At 73.6% G+C, this 18621-nt stretch carries 21 protein-coding genes; 8 read left to right on the forward strand and 13 right to left on the reverse strand.

Features of this window, described 5'->3' with window-relative positions; genetic code table 11:
* Positions 1-38: 38 nt before the first annotated feature.
* Both IE251_RS13380 and IE251_RS13385 read left to right on the forward strand, forming a co-directional pair.
* Complete coding sequence (locus IE251_RS13380) at positions 39-809, forward strand: class I SAM-dependent methyltransferase (protein ID WP_189753120.1); 771 nt, start codon at positions 39-41, stop codon at positions 807-809.
* Between the two features lie 218 nt (positions 810-1027).
* A complete protein-coding gene (locus tag IE251_RS13385) occupies positions 1028-1762 on the forward strand; it encodes a dienelactone hydrolase family protein (RefSeq protein WP_189753121.1) in 735 nt (244 codons plus the stop codon).
* Positions 1763-1847: 85 nt separating this feature from the next.
* On the opposite strand, the gene IE251_RS13390 is transcribed toward IE251_RS13385, so the two are convergent.
* Positions 1848-2294: a hypothetical protein gene (locus IE251_RS13390; protein WP_189753122.1), complete on the reverse strand. Its 447-nt coding sequence runs from the start codon at positions 2292-2294 to the stop codon at positions 1848-1850.
* A gap of 240 nt (positions 2295-2534) precedes the next feature.
* On the opposite strand from IE251_RS13390, the gene IE251_RS13395 reads away from it, so the two are divergent.
* On the forward strand, positions 2535-2915 hold the full coding sequence (locus IE251_RS13395; protein WP_189753123.1) for a VOC family protein: 381 nt from the start codon (positions 2535-2537) through the stop codon (positions 2913-2915).
* Positions 2916-2947: 32 nt separating this feature from the next.
* On the opposite strand, the gene IE251_RS13400 is transcribed toward IE251_RS13395, so the two are convergent.
* Complete coding sequence (locus IE251_RS13400; protein WP_189753124.1) at positions 2948-3880, reverse strand: MBL fold metallo-hydrolase; 933 nt, start codon at positions 3878-3880, stop codon at positions 2948-2950.
* Positions 3881-4116: 236 nt separating this feature from the next.
* Between IE251_RS13400 and IE251_RS13405 the strand changes: the two genes are divergently transcribed.
* The 5 genes from IE251_RS13405 to IE251_RS13425 all read left to right on the forward strand — a co-directional run bounded on the left by IE251_RS13405 (position 4117) and on the right by IE251_RS13425 (position 7733).
* Entirely contained in the window at positions 4117-4326 is a 210-nt protein-coding gene (locus tag IE251_RS13405; RefSeq protein ID WP_030776025.1) for a hypothetical protein, read from the forward strand.
* Positions 4313-5704, forward strand: coding sequence for an amidase (locus IE251_RS13410; RefSeq protein ID WP_189753356.1), 1392 nt, complete (start codon positions 4313-4315; stop codon positions 5702-5704). Before IE251_RS13405 ends, IE251_RS13410 begins: the two co-directional genes overlap by 14 nt.
* A gap of 67 nt (positions 5705-5771) precedes the next feature.
* A complete protein-coding gene (locus IE251_RS13415) occupies positions 5772-6335 on the forward strand; it encodes a TetR/AcrR family transcriptional regulator (protein ID WP_189753125.1) in 564 nt (187 codons plus the stop codon).
* Positions 6336-6391: 56 nt separating this feature from the next.
* Complete coding sequence (locus IE251_RS13420) at positions 6392-7072, forward strand: hypothetical protein (RefSeq protein ID WP_189753126.1); 681 nt, start codon at positions 6392-6394, stop codon at positions 7070-7072.
* Positions 7073-7133: 61 nt separating this feature from the next.
* The gene (locus IE251_RS13425) at positions 7134-7733 is read left to right on the forward strand and encodes a DinB family protein (RefSeq protein ID WP_189753127.1); all 600 of its coding nucleotides are present in this window, start codon (positions 7134-7136) and stop codon (positions 7731-7733) included.
* A 29-nt stretch (positions 7734-7762) separates the two neighbouring features.
* Here the strand turns inward: IE251_RS13425 and IE251_RS13430 are convergent, their stop codons facing one another.
* From IE251_RS13430 to IE251_RS13480, 11 genes are all read right to left on the reverse strand, one after another.
* Positions 7763-8128 (reverse strand): DUF1330 domain-containing protein, encoded by a 366-nt coding sequence (locus tag IE251_RS13430; RefSeq protein ID WP_189753128.1) that lies wholly within the window; start codon positions 8126-8128, stop codon positions 7763-7765.
* Between the two features lie 155 nt (positions 8129-8283).
* Positions 8284-8871, reverse strand: coding sequence for a L,D-transpeptidase family protein (locus tag IE251_RS13435; RefSeq protein ID WP_189753129.1), 588 nt, complete (start codon positions 8869-8871; stop codon positions 8284-8286).
* A gap of 105 nt (positions 8872-8976) precedes the next feature.
* Positions 8977-9327: a hypothetical protein gene (locus IE251_RS13440; protein WP_189753130.1), complete on the reverse strand. Its 351-nt coding sequence runs from the start codon at positions 9325-9327 to the stop codon at positions 8977-8979.
* A gap of 270 nt (positions 9328-9597) precedes the next feature.
* Positions 9598-10665, reverse strand: a complete 1068-nt coding sequence (locus IE251_RS13445; RefSeq protein WP_189753131.1) for a peptidoglycan-binding protein — start codon at positions 10663-10665, stop codon at positions 9598-9600.
* A 342-nt stretch (positions 10666-11007) separates the two neighbouring features.
* Entirely contained in the window at positions 11008-11673 is a 666-nt protein-coding gene (locus IE251_RS13450) for a DUF6445 family protein (RefSeq protein WP_189753132.1), read from the reverse strand.
* Complete coding sequence (locus tag IE251_RS13455) at positions 11670-13613, reverse strand: alpha/beta hydrolase family protein (protein WP_189753133.1); 1944 nt, start codon at positions 13611-13613, stop codon at positions 11670-11672. The genes IE251_RS13450 and IE251_RS13455 overlap by 4 nt, the downstream gene beginning before the upstream one ends.
* A 39-nt stretch (positions 13614-13652) precedes the next feature.
* Positions 13653-14408 (reverse strand): ABC transporter permease, encoded by a 756-nt coding sequence (locus IE251_RS13460; RefSeq protein WP_189753134.1) that lies wholly within the window; start codon positions 14406-14408, stop codon positions 13653-13655.
* The gene (locus tag IE251_RS13465; protein ID WP_189753135.1) at positions 14405-15346 is read right to left on the reverse strand and encodes an ABC transporter ATP-binding protein; all 942 of its coding nucleotides are present in this window, start codon (positions 15344-15346) and stop codon (positions 14405-14407) included. The genes IE251_RS13460 and IE251_RS13465 overlap by 4 nt, the downstream gene beginning before the upstream one ends.
* The gene (locus IE251_RS13470; RefSeq protein ID WP_189753136.1) at positions 15339-16208 is read right to left on the reverse strand and encodes a hypothetical protein; all 870 of its coding nucleotides are present in this window, start codon (positions 16206-16208) and stop codon (positions 15339-15341) included. Before IE251_RS13470 ends, IE251_RS13465 begins: the two co-directional genes overlap by 8 nt.
* Positions 16198-17031: a hypothetical protein gene (locus tag IE251_RS13475; RefSeq protein WP_189753137.1), complete on the reverse strand. Its 834-nt coding sequence runs from the start codon at positions 17029-17031 to the stop codon at positions 16198-16200. The genes IE251_RS13470 and IE251_RS13475 overlap by 11 nt, the downstream gene beginning before the upstream one ends.
* Positions 17024-18577 carry a B12-binding domain-containing radical SAM protein gene (locus tag IE251_RS13480; protein ID WP_189753138.1) on the reverse strand — a complete coding sequence of 518 codons (1554 nt, stop codon included), beginning with the start codon at positions 18575-18577 and terminating at the stop codon, positions 17024-17026. The genes IE251_RS13475 and IE251_RS13480 overlap by 8 nt, the downstream gene beginning before the upstream one ends.
* Positions 18578-18621 lie beyond the last annotated feature (44 nt).

Raw genomic sequence — 18621 nt, forward strand, 5'->3', positions numbered from 1 at the left:
GGGCGGGGCATGCCGCCGCCGTGGAGGGAGTGTGGGAAGTGGAGCTGGGCAAGGCCACGCGGGCGCGCATCGCGGGGACGGACGACGACGCCTATCGAGAGGCGTTCGACATGTTCCTCTCCGGGACGGACGAGAAGACCACCACCCACGCGTACCTGCGCCGGGTGGTGGACCGGCTGCCCGCCCGGCGGACGCTCCTGGACATCGGCGCCGCCCAGGGCACGACGACCCGGTATCTCGCCCCGTACTTCGAGCGCGTCGTGTGCGTCGAGCCGAGCGAGCCCATGCGGCGCGCGCTGGCGCGGGCGTGCCCGCGGGCGGAGGTGGTGGCCGAACCGGTCGGCGAGGCCCGGGTGGACGCGCGGGCCGACCTGGCCCTGCTGTCCCACGTGCTGTACTACATCCCCCGTGCGCAGTGGGCGGTGACGACGGCCCGCGTCATGGAGTGGGTGGCGCCGGGCGGCGTCCTGCTCGTGCTGCTGCAGAATCCCGACAACGCCTGCATGCGCATGGTGCGTCACTTCACCGGCCGCCATTTCGACGTGCGGGAACTCGTCCGCGAACTGGCCGCCCTCCCACCCGGCCTGGTCGGCCGCACCGAGCTGGACGTCGTACCCGCCCGCTACCACGGCCGCAGCCTGGAGGAGACCCTCATGGTCGCCGACTTCCTCCTCAGCGTCCCCGAAGCCCCCTCCCCGACCCGGGAGGCGGTCGAGGCATACGTACGACGGCACTTCGACAACGAGGACGGTACGTACACCTTCCGCCACGACCAGCACGTACTGCGCATCGAACGCCCGGCACCCTGAGCACGCGGCGACGTGGGCCCGTTCGGTGCACTACTGTGTCGGGAATGAATACCGGGACGGCATCGCGCCACACACGGATCGGTGACCCGGTGCCCTCCTGAGCGCCGTACGGGCCGGTGAGGGCCCACCGTCCGGCCGAAGGTCTCGCGCCGCCGCGCGCGCTCCGCCTCCGTCGTGTTGATCACAGGTTCGACAGATCAGCCACGACAGGAGAGTTCATGCCCACCGAAACACTGCGGATCCCCACCGCCGACGGCCACGCCGACGCCTTCGCCGCCTTCCCCGACCAAGGGGAACGGCACCCGGCGGTGCTGATGTACCCGGACGGCTTCGGCATCCGGCCCGCGCTGCGGGCGCTGGCCCGCCGACTGGCCGGGCACGGGTACTACGTGCTCGTCCCCAACATCTTCTACCGGCACGGCCCGTCGCCGGTGATCGAACTGCCCGAGCACATCGGAGAAGAGGCCCGGCCGCAGGTCTTCGCCCGGCTGATGCCTCTGATCGAGGCGCACACCGCCGAACGTGCTCTGCGCGACGCCGGCTCCTACCTGGAATTCCTCACCGGCCGTCCGGAGGCCCGGCCCGGACCGGTCGCGGTGACCGGTTACTGCATAGGCGGCCTGCTGGCGGTGCGCACCGCCGCGGCCCACCCCGGCCAGGTGGCCGCCGTCGCCGCGTTCCACGCCCCCGTGGGCGCCGACGGCCCCCGCCTCCTGTCCGGGCTTACCGCCCAGGTGCACTTCGGCCACGCCGAAGGAGACATGACCCCCGAGGCCCTCGGCGAGCTCGACCAGGCCCTGGATGCCGCGGGGGTCGGCTACACCTCCGAGATCTACCCCGGCACCGTCCACGGCTTCACCATGTCCGACACCGACGCCTTCAGCCCCTCCGGACTGCGCCGCCACTGGGACCGCCTGCTTCCCCTGCTGGACCGCGCACTGGCCGACCGCTGAGGCTCCGGTACCGGGCCCTGTGCACCGGCTACGGCCGCCGGTGCACAGGGCCGTAGCCGCCCCCCTTGGGCAGCACCGCGCCGGTTCAGGGGGTCTTCTTCGCGTTCCCGCCACCGCTGCCGCCGGACTGCGCACCGCCGCCGGTGGCCTGGCCGGCCGTCTGGCCGGCGGCGGCGGACAGGTTCTGCAGGGACTCGAGGGCCTTCGTGAGCGAGGTGAGGGTCTCCTGGAGCCGGGCGACCTGGCCGGGCAGACCGGACAGTGCCGTGGCGAGGTCCACGGCACTTCCCGCCGCACCGGCCGCGCCGGAGGCCCCGGCCAGGAGACCGCTCGGCCCCGCGAGCGGCGCCCCCGCCGCCCCGCCCGCCGCGCCCAGCCGGCTCGCCAGGCCGGTCACGTCGGACAACGGCTCGCCCTTGAGCAGCCGGGCCGCCTCTTCCTCGCCCAGGCTCTGCAACGCGGCGAGCTTGCCCAGCAGTTGGAGCGACTCGGCGGGCAGGTTCCGCGAGAAGGCGACGACAGCCGCCGACACCGCGAAGGAGACGGCCCACGCGGCGACGGCCGCCCCGCAGGACGACCGTCTGGGAAGTCCGCCCGATCGGCTGGTGACACCCCGGCGGCCGGCCCACCTGGTGGGGCGTGGAGCTTTTCCCAAAACCCTTAGCGCCTGCTCGCCTCGCCCGATACGGTCTCGACCGTGTTCCCGCTGCGGGGAGGCCGAGAGCTGTGCGCGGCCGCCCGGCAGTTCCCACGCTGAGAGTAGGTTTGGTCGATGGCATGTCGTATCGGTGAGCTGGTGCTGGGCTGCCGCGAACCGGAGGTGCTGGCCCGGTTCTGGTGCGAGGTCCTGGATTTCGTGGTGCTCGGTCGTGAGGAGGACGGCAGCATCGAGATCGGGCCGCGCGAAGGGTTCGGCGGTGCGCAGCCGACGCTCTTCCTCAGCCGCAGGGACGAGCCGGAGCCGGGCAAGTCCCGGCTGCACATCGACGTCAACGCCACCGACCGCGATCAGGACGCCGAACTCGAACGCCTCCTGAAGCTCGGGGCGCGTCCGGCCGACATCGGCCAGACCGGCGAGGAGTCCTGGCACGTCCTCGCCGACCCCGAGGGCAATGAGTTCTGCCTGCTCAAGGCCCGCCTCAACCCGCTCTGACGGCTCTGCGCCCCCCCCACGCCCGGGTCGGGTCATCCGCCGGCGTGGAGCCGGCTCGCGCCGGCCGGGACCGGCGCGAGCCGGTAGGCGCCTCCCTGGGGGACGACCCGGCCGGCGGTGGGCGGTGCGAAGTGGGTGCCCAGGACGAGGGTCCCGGTGCCGGCGAGCGCGCCGAGCAGTGAGCGGCGCGTCGCCTCGGACCGCTCGGGGTCGATGTCGACGCAGGCGCCGACGGCGGGGTGGGCGAGCTGGACCGGGTGGTGGACGCAGTCGCCGGTGATGAGGGCCGTCTGCCCGCGGCTGGTCAGTTCGACGGAGAGATGACCCGGGGTGTGCCCGGGGGTGGGGATCAGACGCAGGCCCGGGACGATCCGGGCGCCCTCGGCGGGCACGTCGACGAGGTCGAGCAGCCCCGCCCGCTCCACCGGGATCACGGAGTCGCGGAACATCTGCCTGCGCGGCTCGTCCATGGCGTACCCGGCCCAGAACTCCCGCTCGGTGCGGGAGGTGAGGTGGCGGGCGTTGGGGAAGGTGGGGACCCACTCGCCGTTCACCTTCCGCGTGTTCCAGCCGACGTGGTCGGCGTGCAGGTGGGTGAGGATCACCAGGTCCACCGAGTCCGGGGGGAACCCGGCGGCGGTGAGGCGCTCGAGGTAGTCGGTGTCCAGGTCGTGCCACGCGGGATTGGCCCGCTCCTTGCCGTTGCCGATGCCGGTGTCCACCAGGACGCGCCGGCCGCCGACGGTGAACGCGAAGCTGTGACTGTCCAGGCGCAGGACCCCCGCGTCGTCCGCGAAGTGCGGGCGCAGCCAGTCCTGCCCGGCGACGAGGTCCGGGGTGGCACCGGGCAGCAGCCACGGTCCGGTCGCGGGCGGCAGGAGAACCTCGTCGACGCGGTGGACGAGGAGGTCGCCCACGGTCCAGGAGGGGACGGCGGTCGGGCCGGTGGCCGGGGGAGTGCTCATGATCGGTCGTTTTCCTAGGGAATGGCGTGCGGTTGTGGGTGGGCGGGCGCCTGGTCCGGGACTCAGCGCGGACGCGGCTAAACGCAATGTGTTTGCGTTAAGGAACCGTAGGCCCTAGAGTCCAGCTAACGCAAACATTTAGCTTTTGGTGTCGGGGCTGCTCCGCGGCTCCTGCCGTACGAAACCACTCGGACCAGCCCGCACCACCTCAGACCGCGCCCCCAGGGAGAACGCCCATGTCCTCCGCCGAACTCACCCCAGCGGAGGCGGCCCGCTGGGCCGCCCGCGCCGGGCTCCCGCTGCCAGCCGACCGGCACGCCGTGGTGGCGGCCACCGCCGACCACATCCACTCCGTCGTCGCGGTCCTGCGGGAGCTGGACTTCGGGGACACCCCGCCCGCCCTCGCCTACCGCGCGGAACAGGAGACGCATGATGCAGCCGTATGAACTTCCGCTGAGCGTCGCGGCCGAAGCCATCCGGACCCGGAAGCTGTCCCCCGTCGAACTGGCGGACTCCGTCCTCCGGCGCGTCGAGCGGGTGGAGCCGCACCTTCAGGCCTACGTCGCCGTCGCCGCCGAACACACTCGCCGGGCCGCGCGCGAAGCCGAGGGCGAGATCGCGGCCGGCCGGCACCGCGGTCCGCTGCACGGCATTCCGATGGCGCTGAAGGACCTGATCGACGTCGCGGGCGTGCCGACCACGGCCAGCTCCCGGGTCAGGGCCGGCCACACCGCGCGGGCCGACAGCACGGTCGCCGCCCGGCTGTCGGCGGCCGGCGCGCTCCTGGTCGGCAAGACCCACACCCACGAGTTCGCCTACGGCCTGACCACCCCGCAGACCGGCAACGCCTGGGACACCGGCCGGGTCGCGGGCGGCTCCAGCGGAGGATCCGCCGTGGCCGTCGCCGCGGGCACCGCCACCTTCGGCCTCGGCACCGACACCGGCGGGTCGATCCGGGTGCCCGCCGCGCTGAACGGGGTGGTCGGCCTGAAGCCGACCTACGGCCTCGTCCCCCGCCACGGCGTCACCTCGCTGTCCTGGTCACTGGACCACGTCGGCCCGATCACCCGCACCGTCGAGGACGCCGCCCTGGTCCTCGCCGCCCTCGCCGGCCCCGACCCCCGCGACCCCGCCTCCCTGACCGCCCCCGCCACCGACTATGGGCCGGGCGTCGGCACGGACCTCACGGGGCTGCGCGTCGGCGTGCCCCGCAACTACTACTTCGAGCACGTGGACGCGGAGGTGGAAGCCGCCGTCCGGGGCGCGATCGACCAGCTCGCCGCCCTCGGCGCACGGCTCGTGGACGTCGAGATCCCCATGACCCGCTACATCCAGGCCACCCAGTGGGGCCTGATGGTGCCCGAGGCCACCGCCTACCACGAGAGCACCCTGCGCACGGTCCCCGAGCTGTACCAGGCCGACGTCCGCGTACTCCTCGAGGCCGGCGAACTGATGCCCGCGGGGGACTACCTGCGGGCCCAGCGCTCCCGCACCCTCATGCGGCGGGAGTGGGCGCACATGCTGCGGGAGGTCGACCTGATCGCCGCCCCCACCGTCCCGGCGACCGCGGTCAAAGCCGGCCAGGAGACGATCACCTGGGCCGACGGCACCGTGGAAAGCGTCTCCGACGCCTACGTACGCCTGTCGTCCCCCGCCAACATCACCGGAGTGCCCTCCCTGACCGTGCCGGTCGCCCTCGACACGGCGGGTCTGCCGATCGGCATGCAACTGCTCGGGCGACCGCTCGGAGAGAGCGTCCTCCTGCGGGCCGGCCACGCCTACCAGCAGACCCGGCCCGCACCCGCACTCGCACCGGCGGTCTGAAACCCCGATGCCGAACGGAGACAGGCCGCCCGGCTAGAAGCAATGGATGAGCTTTAAGCTGGTTTCCATGAGCAGGCAGATGGTGCGTCCCGGCGGGCGCAGCGCCCGGATCCAGGCGTCCGTGCACGCCGCCGTACGCGAACTCGCGGCGGAGCTGGGCCGGGACGCCCTGACGGTTCCGCTGGTCGCCCAGCGCGCGGGCGTGACGCCTTCGACGATCTACCGCCGCTGGGGGGACCTGCAAGAGCTGCTGTCGGACGTCGCGGTGGAGCGGCTGCGGCCCGACACCGAGCCCGAGGACCACGGCACCCTGTCGTCCGACCTGACCGGCTGGGCCGAGCAGTTCCTCGACGACATGGCCGCCCCCGCCGGCCGCGCCTACATCCGTGACGCGCTGCTCGGCGACCCGGACGGCGGCAACGCCGGCCGGTGCTCCGACTACGCCGCCGCGCAGATCGACGTCATCCTCACCCGGGCCGCCGAACGCGGCGAGCACACCCCCGAGACCGAGACGGTCATCGACCACGTCGTGGCCCCCCTGATGTACCGCATCCTCTTCCGTCCGGACGGGCTCGACGCCTCCTACGCCCGGCGGCTCGTGGCGGGAGTGCTCGCCCCGAACCACCGGTGACCAAGGGCAGCGCGGCCCGTATCGTGGTCCCCCGGCGAAGGGGGAGGGGCACAGCCATGGGCTGCTCAGGCGGACGGGCGGCGGGCCGGGCCGTGGCCGCCGTGATGGGCGGGTCACTGCTGGCCGGCTGCGCGACGCGCGCCGGTGCGGGACAGGCCGGACCGACGGGTACGCAAGTGACCCCCGCGCGGCCTCCAGCCCTGTCGGACACCCGGCTCCGGGCGCTTCTCCTCACCGCCGGGGACCTGGGCGAGGACCACGCCCGCCAGGCGGTGCCCTCCCCTTCGCCCGGCGAACCCACCGCTTCCGTGAAGGGATGCCGTTCCCTGGAGCGGTGGGCGCGCGAGCGGCCGCTCAAGGACCTCGCGGGCGAGGCGGCGACCCGCTTCGTCTCCCCCTCCACCCGACACGAGCTGACCGAGGAACTGCACAGCGACCGGCCCGCCGCTCTCTCCGCCAGGCTCCGGGAGTTCTTCGACGCCTACACGGGGTGCCGCCGCTACACCCTCACCTCACCCTCGCTCACCATAGACATGACCGTGTCACAGGTGCCCGCTCCCCGGCTCGGCGACGAGAGCCGCGCCTGCCTGGAGCAGCTCACGTCGTTCACCGGCCCGAACGACTTCACCAAGACCGTGGCGGTCCGCGAGGGGAACATCACGGTGCTCCTGCGTGGCACACCGGCACTCGTCGACCGTGAGATCGGCACAGCCGTGGCCAGGCTGCCGACGGGCTGAGTACACCGCCGGTGGCCACTGGCGGGCCCGGTTGTCAGTGGCGGGTGGAAGACTGCCCGGCATGATCGAGACGAACCCGAAAGCGGACCTTCTCCGATACCTGCAAGAGGCGCGGGACGCGCTGCTGTGGAAGCTCGACGGGCTCTCGGAGTACGCCGTCCGCCGTCCGCTGACCCCCACCGGAACCAACCTGCTGGGGCTGGTCAAACATGTCGCCGGCGTGGAACTGGCGTACTTCGGCGACACCTTCGGACGCCCGTTCTTCGACCAGGAGCCGCCGCCCTGGTGGTACACACAGGAGGCGGAACCCAACGCGGACATGTGGGCCACCGAGCAGGAGTCACGGGAAGAGATCGTGGGGCTGTACCGCCAGGCGTGGGAGCACTCGGACGGCACGATCGCGACGCTGGCACTCGACGCGACCGGTCACGTCCCGTGGTGGCCCGAGGAGCGGCGGGAGGTGACCCTCCACCACGTCATGGTGCGCGTGGTCTGCGACACCCAGCGCCATGCGGGCCACGCCGACATCGTGCGCGAACTCATCGACGGATCCGCGGGGTACGCGCGAGGCCAGGACAACCTGCCGGCAACGGACCAGGCTTGGTGGGAGAGCCACCACCGGCGACTGGAGCGCGTGGCCCGGGACGCCGGCGAGAACTGACCGCGCCCGGCTGTCGCCGGCCCGTCGGATCAGTCCTCGGCGTCGACATCCGGACTCCCGGCCTCCGCCCGCAGTTTCGCCGACCGCTCGCGCGGGTCGTAACGAGGTCCCACCCCCTCGATCAGCAGCACGTCCCCCTCGATGTGGTCGGTCCGCAGCCGAAGGATCTCCTGGTACGCGGGGGAGACGTACCAGGCACGGGCCGTGGTCAGGTCCGGGAACTCGATCAGCACCATGCTGCCGGGCCAGGCACCCTCCCCCACCTCGGCCGGCGGACCGTGGATGACGAAGCGTCCGTGGAAGGGGTCGAGGGTGCCTTGGATGCGCTCCAAGTACTCCAGGACGTCGGGGTGATGACGACGGGTGCGGAGATGCGCGAAGCCGTAAGCGGGCACGACGAGTTCCTTTTTCCGGATCGTTCGCGTCCCCGTGCGGGACGACGCCCCGAACGTAGCCGCGAGCGGCACGGCGCGGCGATTACCAGGGAGGTAAGGAACACCGCGCCGTGCCGTCCCGGTGCGGCCGGCCTGGCCGAAGGGCCGAGCCGGTGTCAGGAGACCACGCGCAGGTGGGTCGGCCATCCGATGCGGTTGAGCAGGCGGAACATCTTCTTGATGTCCGCCGGACGCAGCTTCACGCAGCCGTTGGACTTGTAGTCCCCGTCGCCGTCCCACCGGCGGCTCTCGGTGCTCCCCTGGCCGCCGTCACGGTTCATCTCGGAGTGGATGAACATCTCCGTGCGCGTCAGGGTGCCCCGGGAACACTTCATGTCCTCCAGATGGACGGCGTACCCCTTGATGAGACGGCCGTCGTAGAAGGGATCCTTGAGCCTGATCCTCCAGTTCCCGTTCGGCATCCAGCCTTCGGCGCGGACGCAGTCGTCCTTGACGCCGGTGCCCGACCCGGCGCGGTAGGTGGCCTGGAGCCTGTCTCCCTCGTAGACGGAGAGTTTCGAGTGGGCGGGCGAGTCCGGGTTCTTGTCGAACACCAGGGTGGTCGCCGGCCCCGCCGCCACGGTCGCGGTTCTCGCGGGTCCGTGGGCGGTGGCGGCCGGGGCGAGGGCCGGCACCGCGGTGAGGGCGGCCGCCACCGCCACGGCGGCCGTGATGCCGCGTACGCGCCGTACGTTGCTGCTCATGTGTGTACCTGTCTTCTTTCCGCACGCCCTCTTCCGGCCGTGCGCGTGCGGGTGCGGCAGGGGGGCCGGGGGCGGGCGCCGCGACCCGCCCCTCCGGTTGCCGGGTCAGGCGATGGCCAGCCGGACCTGCGCGGACTTCGTCCCGCCGAAGGTGTACGAGAAGTACTCCCGGACCCCGGAGCCACAGGCGGACTTCTTCTCGTAGCCGCCGTTGCCGGCGTTGACGCGGACCACGGCGCACTTCATGTCGGCCCGGGTGTCCTCCACCCAGCCGGACACCGTCACGTTGTTGCCCGAACAGCGCAGGGTCCAGGAGGCCCTCGCCCCGTCGATCACCGGCGCGGCCGCCGAGGGGCACGTGGCCGCGCTCGCCGGGCCGGCGGCGGCCACGGCCAGGCCGCCGGCCAGAACGGCGGCCGACAGGGCGGACGTGAGGGTCTTGCGGACAGCGGACATGGCTGCTCCTCCAGGTGAGAGAGGTCGTGGAAGCCGGACCGGAACGCGTCTCGGGGGCGCGTCGCCGCCGACGGGGGCGGGACGGCCGGAACGCCGGTCGCGGCAGCAGCATGGCCGGAGGAGCCGGACGGCGGAAGCCGATGCCGGCCGCTTGCCCAGGCACATCCATGCCGCGTCCGGGCATCGGCGAACAGGGCGCCTATGACGTGCAGTCATGCCTGCGGGAGTGCGGGTCGGAACGTCATGCGGTCGGCCCTGTGCCGCCGCTTCTCACGCGGACGCGGACGGCGGCATGCCCGTGGGCCTCTGATACGCCGGGGCGCCGGCGGGAGGACGCTGCCGCACCAGCAGGGCCAGCCAGGTGTCCGGGTCCGCCCTGCCGGTGACGGGCAGGTGGTGGGTGCGCTGGAAGAACCTCAGGTCGTCGGCGGTCACCGCGGTGTACTGCCCCGACACCACCGTGCCGCCCTGGCCCACGTTGTCCAGGAGTTCCTGCACGGCCAGGACCATGTGCCCCGAGGAGCCGGGCCCGACGGTCTTCACCAGCTCCGGCCAGGTGTCCCGGCCCGCCTTGCCGTCGGACACCAGATGGTGCTTCCTCTGGAAGTCCATGACGGCGTCCCGGGTCTCCGCACCGAAGAAGCCGTCCGTCCTCACCTTGTAGCCGTGCGCGTTGAGCAGGTGCTGTAACGCGCGGGCACGGGTGTACTGGTCCTCCTTCTTCATCCGCAGCAGCGGCCACTCGTACGGCGACTCGCTCACGCGGAACGCACCGGGAACGCCGTCGGCCGGAAGCCCGCGCACCGGGGCGACCAGTGCGTGTACGGCGATCCCGGCGACGAAGGACAGCACGACCGCCGACGCGAGCAGCACCGGGAGCAGCCGGCGGGAGCGGGACCGGCCCCACGCGCCGGACCGGCCCGCCCGTACCGCGTCACCGGCACCGGTGACGGCGGTGCCGATGGAATCGTCGGCTCCGGGGTGGGATCCGGGCTGTTCCACGAGTCCGGTCGCGGTCCTGCCGCCGGCCGGCCGTTGGCGGCCGCTCTCCTCCAGCGCGGCCCGGCACAGCGCCCTGGCCGGTTCCAGCTCCGCCGCCGGGGCCCGCAACTGGGCGTGCAGGGCCTCCACCACCCGCAGAGGAGCGTTCAAGGGGTGCTTCGGATTGAGGTAGCGCGACAGCGTGGTCTGGTCGATGCCCAGTCTCGCGGCCAGCGCCTGCTGTGTCGGCCGGGCACCGCCGGGTGCGCTCCCGGCCTCCTGCCACCAGCGGCGCAGCAACAGCGCCAACCGCGCCCCCGGCGCCCGCTCCGGCGCCCGGCCCTCTTGCTCACGCATGTCCGTGTCCCCCAGTGGTCGTCAGGGTGGGTCAGCCGGCATCCGCACCGGTGCATGGACGGCATACGGCAGGCCGGCCGGGCATGCCTCGGCACGCATGGACGCATCGGCATACAGCGGCGCAGATCGTAGCGACACGGAAGCCGGCGTCCGGTGAGCCCGCCGGGCAGCCGCCGGCGGCTCCGCGCGGCCACGGGCACCGCGCGGCCGGGCATGGCAGCGGGCCCCCGCCCGTCGGAGGAGTGAGCGGAGAGCCGGTGTGACCACGCGTGCGTTCATCCGGACGAGTACGCGGTGCGGCGCCGGCCTGACGTGGGTGGGTCACTCACAGGGAGGACCCGATCAGGGCGAGCCGTCTGCCGGGGCCCGGTCCGTCGCGGTCTTTCCCCGGCCGGGGTCGAAGTGTGCCGGGATGTGCCGGAAGAAGAAGTTGTGGATCAGCCGGGCGGTGGCCTTGCTGTCGCCGAAGTACTCCTGGGCCTGGTGGAACTGGCCGGGGTCGAACAGCACGAGCCGGTTCGGCACCATCGCCAGGGAGAGCAGCTCCTGCCACCGGGTGATGTCACCGCCGTCGGCGAGGATCTCCTGGGCGTCCGGACGGCCGCGCAGTTCGGAGAAGTGACGCACTCCGGTGCGGCGGTGGGCGTAGAGGGAGGTGCCGCCGCGGCACTGCTCCGCCGTGTTCAGATAGAGCACGCCCGCCCAGCGGGCCTCGTCGATGTGGATCCGGGCGCCGCGGTGCAGGTTGACCTTCCAGTCCATCGCCGTCGACATGTGCAGATGGTTGGCGATCAGTTCCGCCCGGCTGCCGGGACCCAGCACCTCGCAGATCCGGCCGATGGCCTCCTCCTCCATCCAGCGCGGCGCCGACGCGGTGCGGTAGGCGAAGGCGCTGTCCGTGCGCGGGGTGAACGCGCGGGACAGCGCGGCGGCCCGGGCACGCTCGAAGTCTGCGTAGACGTCGTCGACGACGATGAGGGAGGCGTTGTCGATGCCGGTGACGGTCATGGCGAGGCTCCTTCGGGGTCACGGGCGACGGCGGCGGGATCGTGCGCGCCCGAGGTGCCCTCGCGCACGGGGGTGCCGTCGTGGACGCAGGCGCTGTCGCGCGCGGAGACGGCGTGGTCGTGGCCAGGGGCGGCGCGGTCCAGGACGAACGCCGTCACCTCGGCCACGGCCCGGCGCGAGGCGGCCTGGCAGAACCGCTCCACATGGCCGACCGGATAGCCGCTGAGGGTCACCGCCGCCCGGCCGCGCAGCCGTTCGGCGAGGCGCCGGCCGTGCCGGGCGTCGGCCCGGGTGTCATGGGTGCCGGTCTGGATCAGCACCGGCGGCAGCGGACCGGCGGGCAGCGGCAGGTGGAGCGGCGACAGCGCGGCGAGGGCGGCGCGCTGCTCGGGGCGGGACGGGTCGCCGAGCAGGGCCGTCCAATACCGGCCGATGCCGAGCGAGGGGAAACCGACCAGGTCGGTGACCGGGAAGCGCAGGATCCAGCCGTCGAACAAACCGGGCTCCAGCAGGACCGCGCGCGCGGCGCCGACCGCGCCCATGCTGTGCCCGAGGACGAACAGGGGCCGGCCGGGCCCGGTGTGCTCGCGCAGGTACCGGGCGGCGTGCAGCAGGTCGTTGTACCCGCGCTCGCCGGCCGGCACCCGATGGGCGGGGACCAGCGACCGGGTCACCGCCCGGGCCAGGGTGAGCCGTCCCGCGCGGGCCAGGTCCTCCAGGGCGCGTTCCAGCGGGGCGTTGGCGAGGGCGGTGAGCCCGCCGTGCTCCAGCAGCAGGACGGGCCCCGCGGTGCCGGACACCCGCACCGGGAGCCGGTGGCCGTCGCCCGCCGCGCAGAACCGGGTGGTTCCGGGCGCGGACGCCGGCCAGGGAAGCACGCGGAGGGTGCGCGGGGCCGGCGTACCGTCCAGAAGCTGCTCGACGTGGCCGGCGGTGCCGCCGTCGGGCCGGCGGCCGACCCTCAGCCACAGGGCGCAGCCGGCGTCGGGCGCGGCGGTGACCTCCGGGAACGAGTCCCCGGGCGCGCCCTGGGCGAGAAGGCGCGGCTCGGGGCTGTCGCCGTCGATCCGGTACAGGGCCTCGGTCCCGCCCGCGACCACGGCACGGACGACCACCCCCTGTCGTGTGCCCCAGAACCAGGCCGGTGCCGTCCCGTCCGGGAAGGCGACCGGTTCCCCGGCGGACGGATGCGTCGCGCCGGGCGGAAGGGCGTACAGGACGGCGCGGGGCGTGCCCAGCGCCTCGCCGCGCCACCAGCGGTGCGCTCCGAGGACCAGGCGGGTGCGCGGGGAGGACGCCGCCGGCAGTTCGGTGACGGTGGGGCGGCCGGATCCGGGGGCGAGGCGCAGCAGCCGGTGGGCCGTCACACCGCGTGCCGTCGACTTCACGAGCACGGCGTCCGGGTCGGCCGTCGGCTCCAGGGTGACCAGGGCGTCCGGGGCGTCGCCGAGCGGCACCGGCCGGTCGTGCGCGAAGGGTTCACCGGTGCGGTGCAGCGCGACCCTGATCCCGTCCACCGGGGGATCCTCCAGACGGGCGTCCGGCGGGAAACCGGTGTAGAGGAAGCCCGGCCCGGCCGGCCCGCCGGTCGCCGACGGCACGTGGGGCAGCCGGACCAGGGCGGGACGGCGGGCGAGCACGCGGTCCGGCGCGCCGGCCTCGGTGAGATAGCCGTAGTCGCCGCCGGGACGGCCGTACAGGACGGCGGCGGGCCCGCCGTGCGGGACGGCACCGGGTCGGCCGTGCGGGACGGGGGCGGATCCGGCCTCGGCCGGGTGGACGGCGAGGACCGTGAGGCCGTCGGGCCCCTCGGGCAAGGCGACCTCGCTCACCCCGGAAGCGTCCCCGCGCAGCAGCCGGGCCCCGCTCTCCGCGTCCTGCCACCAGTAGCCGGCCGCCCCGACGACCAGCAGCCCGTGCACCGCCACCGGCTCCGGCACACCGGACGGACGACGCTCCCCATACGCGTACACCCCGCGTCAGCCCTGCTCGTTGGAGGCGAGTTCGTGCCGTCCGGCGGCCAGGTACAGGCCGCCCAGGACCAGCAGCGCGGCGGCGAGGCAGCCCGTGATCGCCTGGGTGGGGAAGCTGTCCGCGGCGGGGGAGCGGACCAGCAGTACGCAGTATGTGAACGGGTTCACCGCGGCCAGGGCCCGCATGAACAGCGGCAGCCCGTCCAGGGAGTAGAACAGCGGGGCCGTCATGACCAGCGGCAGGCTGAACAGGGACGTCATCAGGTCGCGCTTGCTGTAGCTGTTGATCCCGAACCCCAGCGCGCATCCGGTCAGCACGGTCAGCAGACACACCAGGACCGCCAGCCCCGCCATTCTCAGGTCCTGGACCGGACTGCCGCGCCCCAGCAGCTGCTTGAGGACGCAGATGGCCGCGATCTGCACGGTCGCGACCACGGTGTTCGCCGCCAGGATCGAGCCGACGTACTGCGGGAAGGACACGTCCGTGGTCCGGGCGACCGCGTACACGCCCCACTTGCGGTCGTTGGCGACGTCGCCCATGCACCAGAACAGGGCGCGTACGGCGATCACCACGAGGACGCCCGCGTACGCGAAGTCGTCGTAGGCCATGCCGTCGACCCGGGTACCGGCCACCAGGGTGTCCAGGCCGGTGACCATGAAGAGGAAGTAGGCGGGGGCCTCGATGACCCGGCTGAGGTGGCTGGTCCGCCAGTTCCACACGCTGAGCAGGTGGAAGCGGGCCAGCGTCAGGGAGGTCTTCACTGCTGCACCGTCACAGTCTCGGTCTCGGTCTCGGTCTCGGGCGTGCGTTCGGCGTAACGGGCGAGATAGACATCGCGCAGGGACTGCTTCTCGGCGCTGAGGTCCTGCACCCGCAGCTCGGAGGGCAGCCAGGCGAGGACCGGGCGCAGCCCCGTGGCCAGCGGCACCCGCACCGACAGCCCCGCGCGGTCCGCCGCCGTCGTCAGGGCCCACTCCGCCGGCAGTGCGCGGGCGAGCCGTTCCGGCATGCCGTCCGGCATCGGCTCGGCGAACACGACGTTCACCTCCATCGTGGCCCCGGCCCGGCGGACGAACTCCGCGACGGGCAGATGGGCGCGCAGCCTGCCCTCGTCCAGCAGGACCAGGTCGGAGGCGGTCCGCTCGACGGCGTCCAGGTCGTGCGAGGAGACCAGCACCGTACTGCCCGCGGCGGCGCGGCCACGCAGATGCTCCATCACCAGCTCACCGGCCGCCGGATCGAGACCGGCCGTCGGCTCGTCCAGTACGTAGACGGCCGCGTCGGCCACCAGCGCCCGTCCGATCTGTACGCGCTGCAACTGCCCGCCCGAGATGTACTCGGCCTGCCGGGAGCGGACCTTGTCCAGGTCCAGCAGTTCCAGCACCCGGTCCACGGCGGCGACCGGCGTGCCCGTCAGCCGCGCCACCAGCTCGATGTTCTGGCGCACCGTCAACGACCAGTCGACCATGGTCCGCTGGGGCGCCCACATGATCCGGCCGCGCCCGATGCCGGTGGTGACCGTGCCGGAGGTGGGGCGGATCAGCCCCGAGACGATGTTCAGCAGCGTCGACTTCCCCGCGCCGTTGTGGCCCACCACGGCCAGCAGGGTGCCGGGTTCCACGGCGAAGGAGACGTCGATGAGGGCCTCCGTCCCCGTGCGGTAACGCTTGGTGACGTGATCGACGGTCAGGCTAGGCACCGAAGTACTCCTCCACAAGGTCCGCGCCCGCCTCCTCGCCGCCCTCGGCGGGCAGCGTCAGCAGGCTTCGTGCTCGGTCGGTCGCGAGCGTGCCCTCCAGCCACGACCAGGCCCCGGCCGGCCACACCCGTGGCACCGGCCCGCCCGGCTCCAGCACCGGCGGGGCGGACGTGCCGGTGCGCCGCACGGCGACCAGGCGCACCGGCCGCAGCCGTCGCCCGACGGGCACGACCGCGCCCAGGCCCTCCGGCCGGGCGAGCACCACCTCACCGCTCACCGTGCAGAAGGAGCGGCGCTGTTCCAGCCCGGCCAGGGCGCCCTCGCGCATCGCGGCCAGCGTACGGCCGCGCACCCCAGCCGGCGTGAGATACGGCCGGGCCGCGCCGGTGGCGCGCTCGACCACCAGCAACTGGTCCGAGGCCAGGGCCCAGCCGCGCGCGAGGAGCACCAGGCCGAGGCTGGTCTTGCCGCTGTGCGGTGCGCCGAGGAAGGCCACGCAGCGGCCCGCGCGCACCAGCACCGTGGCCTGCGCCGCGGCGACCGTGTCCCGCAGGACCCGGAACGGCGGCAGCGGTGACGGCACCGAGGACCAGCGGGTGAAGCGGCGCTCCTCGACGAGGTCGCCGCCGGGCTCCGCGGACAGCCGGAAGGACTTCGGTACGTCGTCCTTGGCCAGCAGCGAGCGCAGGAACCCGCCCTCGCCGGCGGACAGGTCCACCCGGTACCGGGGCCGCGCCCCGTCCCGGGCCCGGTGCGGTCCGAAGAAGAAGTCCAGGTCCACGGCGTCCGCGGGCGTGCACCGCACCCGGACCACGGTGCCGAAGAAGTCGAGGACGCGCTCGGCGCCCGGGTCACCCGGCATGGCGGTTCCCTCCCGCGGTCAGCTGTTCGCACGTCTCCAGCAGGGGCGCCAGGTGCCGGTGCGGGTCCCAGGCGACGCGCGTGACGGGCCCGTCGGCGCGCGCGGTGAAGCGGTCGCCGCGGGCCAGATCCAGGCGCCAGGACAGCCGGTACGGCCGGTCCGGCGGGGCGCAGCGGCCGAGTCGCTGCGGGCGCACCATCCAGGTGCTGCCCCAACGGGTGGGCACACACGGCGCGCCGGCCAGCAGCGAGGCGTCGAGCCACGGCAGCAGCGGCAGGCTGCGCGCGCGGACGCCGACGGGCCGGCCGTAGTAGTACAGCCGTCCCCTGGTACGGCGGTCCAGCACCAGCAGGTCGTCGGAGACGAACCGCCAGCCGAGGCGCAGCAGATGGGCGACGACGACCGACTTCCCGGTGCCGCTGGCCCCGGTGACCGCCAGCGCCCGGCCCTCGTCGTCCGGGGCGGCCAGGGCGGCACCGTGCCGCAGGCGCACCCGGTCGCGCAGCGGCGGCAGGCCGAAGGGCGGCACCGGCGAGGGCAACCGGGCCTGGACGCCCCACTCCTCGTACAGCAGCCAGGGCCTGCCCGGCGTGCGCCACCAGACGCGCTTGGGTGTCGCCGTGCCGAGGGCGGCGGTGAGGCAGCCGTCCCCGTCCGCTTCCAGCCGCACGCTCAACCCGGCCTCCTCGCAGGTCTGTTCCGGTACGAGGTGGTCGTCGAGGTAGTAGCGCAGGTGGCCGGCGTCGCGGGGGTGCGCGCAGTGGAAGTCCACGGTCGTGCCGAGGAAGCGGGCCCGGACGGCCGGGTGCGTGCGGTCAGGCATCGAGACCGGCCTCCATGCCCTGCTCGCGCTGCCAGGCGGTGAGTTCCTCGCTGATGGCCCGCCGGTCGGCCCGGTAGCCGGGCTCCTCGAAGGGCATGCCCCGCACCCGGCTCGGGATCAGGGAGCAGGCGTGTTCCCGCGGACTGAGGAGGCTGTCGAACATCCGCCACGGAAACTCCACGCTCAGCCCGAGCGCGGCCCGTTCGTCCCACAGCCCGCTGCCGGGGCGCAGCTCGCACTCGGTCAGGTACTTGGGCGCGGGCAGGCCCGCCCGGCGGTGTGCGCGGATCTCCGCGAGCAGGCGCCGGCGGTGGTCCGGTGTCTCCTTGGGATGGCCGATCATCACGCCCCACACGCTGCGCATGCCCAGCGAGCGGGCCGCGCGGAGCATCCGGACGCCCTCCTCGACGCTCTGCCGCTTGTCCATCAGCGCCAGATGGTCCTCCAGCAGGGTCTCGATGCCGAGCTGTACGGTCACCCGGCCGAGCCGGGCCAGCTGCCGCAGCCGTTCCCGGCCGAAGTCGGGCCGTATCTCGCAGAAGACGCGGTAGTCGTGCCGCTCCCCGGAGGCGTCCAGCGCCTGGGTCAGACGCGGGGGCAGCGCCGTGTCGAGGAACTGGAAGCGGCGCTGCCCGTACGTCCGGGCCAGGTGGGCCATCTCGGCCAGTACCCGGGCCGGGTCGTGCATCTTGAACCGGGCGTCGTAGGCGTCGTTGAAGTTGCAGAAGTCGCAGCGGTCCCAGTAACAGCCGCGGGACAGCTCCAGGCTCACCACCAGCCGGTCGCGCAGCCAGGGCCGGCGCGTCCCGGCCGCGACGAGGGCGGACTGCTCGGCGTACCCGTCCTTGAAGGTGTGCGCCCGGCCGGCCACGAGCCGGCGCCGCCCCTGAAGGGCGTGGTGCACGGCGTCGCCGAGGACGTCCTCGGCCTCCCCGTACACCACCACGTCCACCTCCTCGTGCCGGTCGAGGACGTCCCGGGCCACCTGCGAGGAGCCGAAGTACCCCCCGAGGACCACGCGCGGCCGGGGCACACCCCTGGCCCGGGCGGCGCGGGCCGCGCGGCGGGCCAGCAGCAGGCTGGGCAGCAACTGGAAGTGGGTGCTGGTCAGGCACAGCACCTCGGTGCCCACCAGGCGTTCGGCCAGCCGGTCCAGATACGCGTCGAACAGCTCCCGCAGCCGCGTCTCGTCCTCGGCGCCGGCGAGGATCTCGGTCCGGGACAGCTCGGCGCGTTCGGCCCGGTGGGCGGGGGCCGGCGGCGACCACAGGGGCAGCAGGGCGACGTCGGAGGCGAAGTGCCGGTTGGTGAACAGCTTGTACGCGCTCTCCGGCAGGCCCCGGCCGCGCGCGAAGGCGTAGAACTCCATGTGCGCCGGCAGGAACCGGGCCCGGCAGCCGAGCTGCCGCAGCCGCCGGGTGATGAGCACGGCCGGGTAACAGGTCGCGAAGGGGGTGAAGAAGGGCAGCGAGACCACGGCGACGGTGGCCGCCGGCGCGGTGCGCACGACCGGCGTCAGCGACAGGGGTGCGGGGCTTGGCGTCATCCGGGGGTCCCTCCGTGCCGTCCGGCGGTGCGAGTGACGTCGTG

Origin of the sequence: Streptomyces eurythermus, assembly GCF_014649115.1 — a bacterium.
Taxonomy (GTDB): domain Bacteria; phylum Actinomycetota; class Actinomycetes; order Streptomycetales; family Streptomycetaceae; genus Streptomyces; species Streptomyces eurythermus.

What these genes read in the sequence shown, in the direction of transcription:
- IE251_RS13385 (WP_189753121.1), top strand. Translation starts at nt 1,028, where the DNA reads ATGCCCACCGAAACACTGCGGATCCCCACCGCCGACGGCCACGCCGAC.
- IE251_RS13395 (WP_189753123.1), top strand. Translation starts at nt 2,535, where the DNA reads ATGGCATGTCGTATCGGTGAGCTGGTGCTGGGCTGCCGCGAACCGGAG.
- IE251_RS13400 (WP_189753124.1), bottom strand. Translation starts at nt 3,880, where the DNA reads ATGAGCACTCCCCCGGCCACCGGCCCGACCGCCGTCCCCTCCTGGACC.
- IE251_RS13405 (WP_030776025.1), top strand. Translation starts at nt 4,117, where the DNA reads ATGTCCTCCGCCGAACTCACCCCAGCGGAGGCGGCCCGCTGGGCCGCC.
- IE251_RS13410 (WP_189753356.1), top strand. Translation starts at nt 4,313, where the DNA reads ATGCAGCCGTATGAACTTCCGCTGAGCGTCGCGGCCGAAGCCATCCGG.
- IE251_RS13415 (WP_189753125.1), top strand. Translation starts at nt 5,772, where the DNA reads ATGAGCAGGCAGATGGTGCGTCCCGGCGGGCGCAGCGCCCGGATCCAG.
- IE251_RS13420 (WP_189753126.1), top strand. Translation starts at nt 6,392, where the DNA reads ATGGGCTGCTCAGGCGGACGGGCGGCGGGCCGGGCCGTGGCCGCCGTG.
- IE251_RS13425 (WP_189753127.1), top strand. Translation starts at nt 7,134, where the DNA reads ATGATCGAGACGAACCCGAAAGCGGACCTTCTCCGATACCTGCAAGAG.
- IE251_RS13435 (WP_189753129.1), bottom strand. Translation starts at nt 8,871, where the DNA reads ATGAGCAGCAACGTACGGCGCGTACGCGGCATCACGGCCGCCGTGGCG.
- IE251_RS13440 (WP_189753130.1), bottom strand. Translation starts at nt 9,327, where the DNA reads ATGTCCGCTGTCCGCAAGACCCTCACGTCCGCCCTGTCGGCCGCCGTT.
- IE251_RS13445 (WP_189753131.1), bottom strand. Translation starts at nt 10,665, where the DNA reads ATGCGTGAGCAAGAGGGCCGGGCGCCGGAGCGGGCGCCGGGGGCGCGG.
- IE251_RS13450 (WP_189753132.1), bottom strand. Translation starts at nt 11,673, where the DNA reads ATGACCGTCACCGGCATCGACAACGCCTCCCTCATCGTCGTCGACGAC.
- IE251_RS13470 (WP_189753136.1), bottom strand. Translation starts at nt 16,208, where the DNA reads ATGCCGGGTGACCCGGGCGCCGAGCGCGTCCTCGACTTCTTCGGCACC.
- IE251_RS13475 (WP_189753137.1), bottom strand. Translation starts at nt 17,031, where the DNA reads ATGCCTGACCGCACGCACCCGGCCGTCCGGGCCCGCTTCCTCGGCACG.
- IE251_RS13480 (WP_189753138.1), bottom strand. Translation starts at nt 18,577, where the DNA reads ATGACGCCAAGCCCCGCACCCCTGTCGCTGACGCCGGTCGTGCGCACC.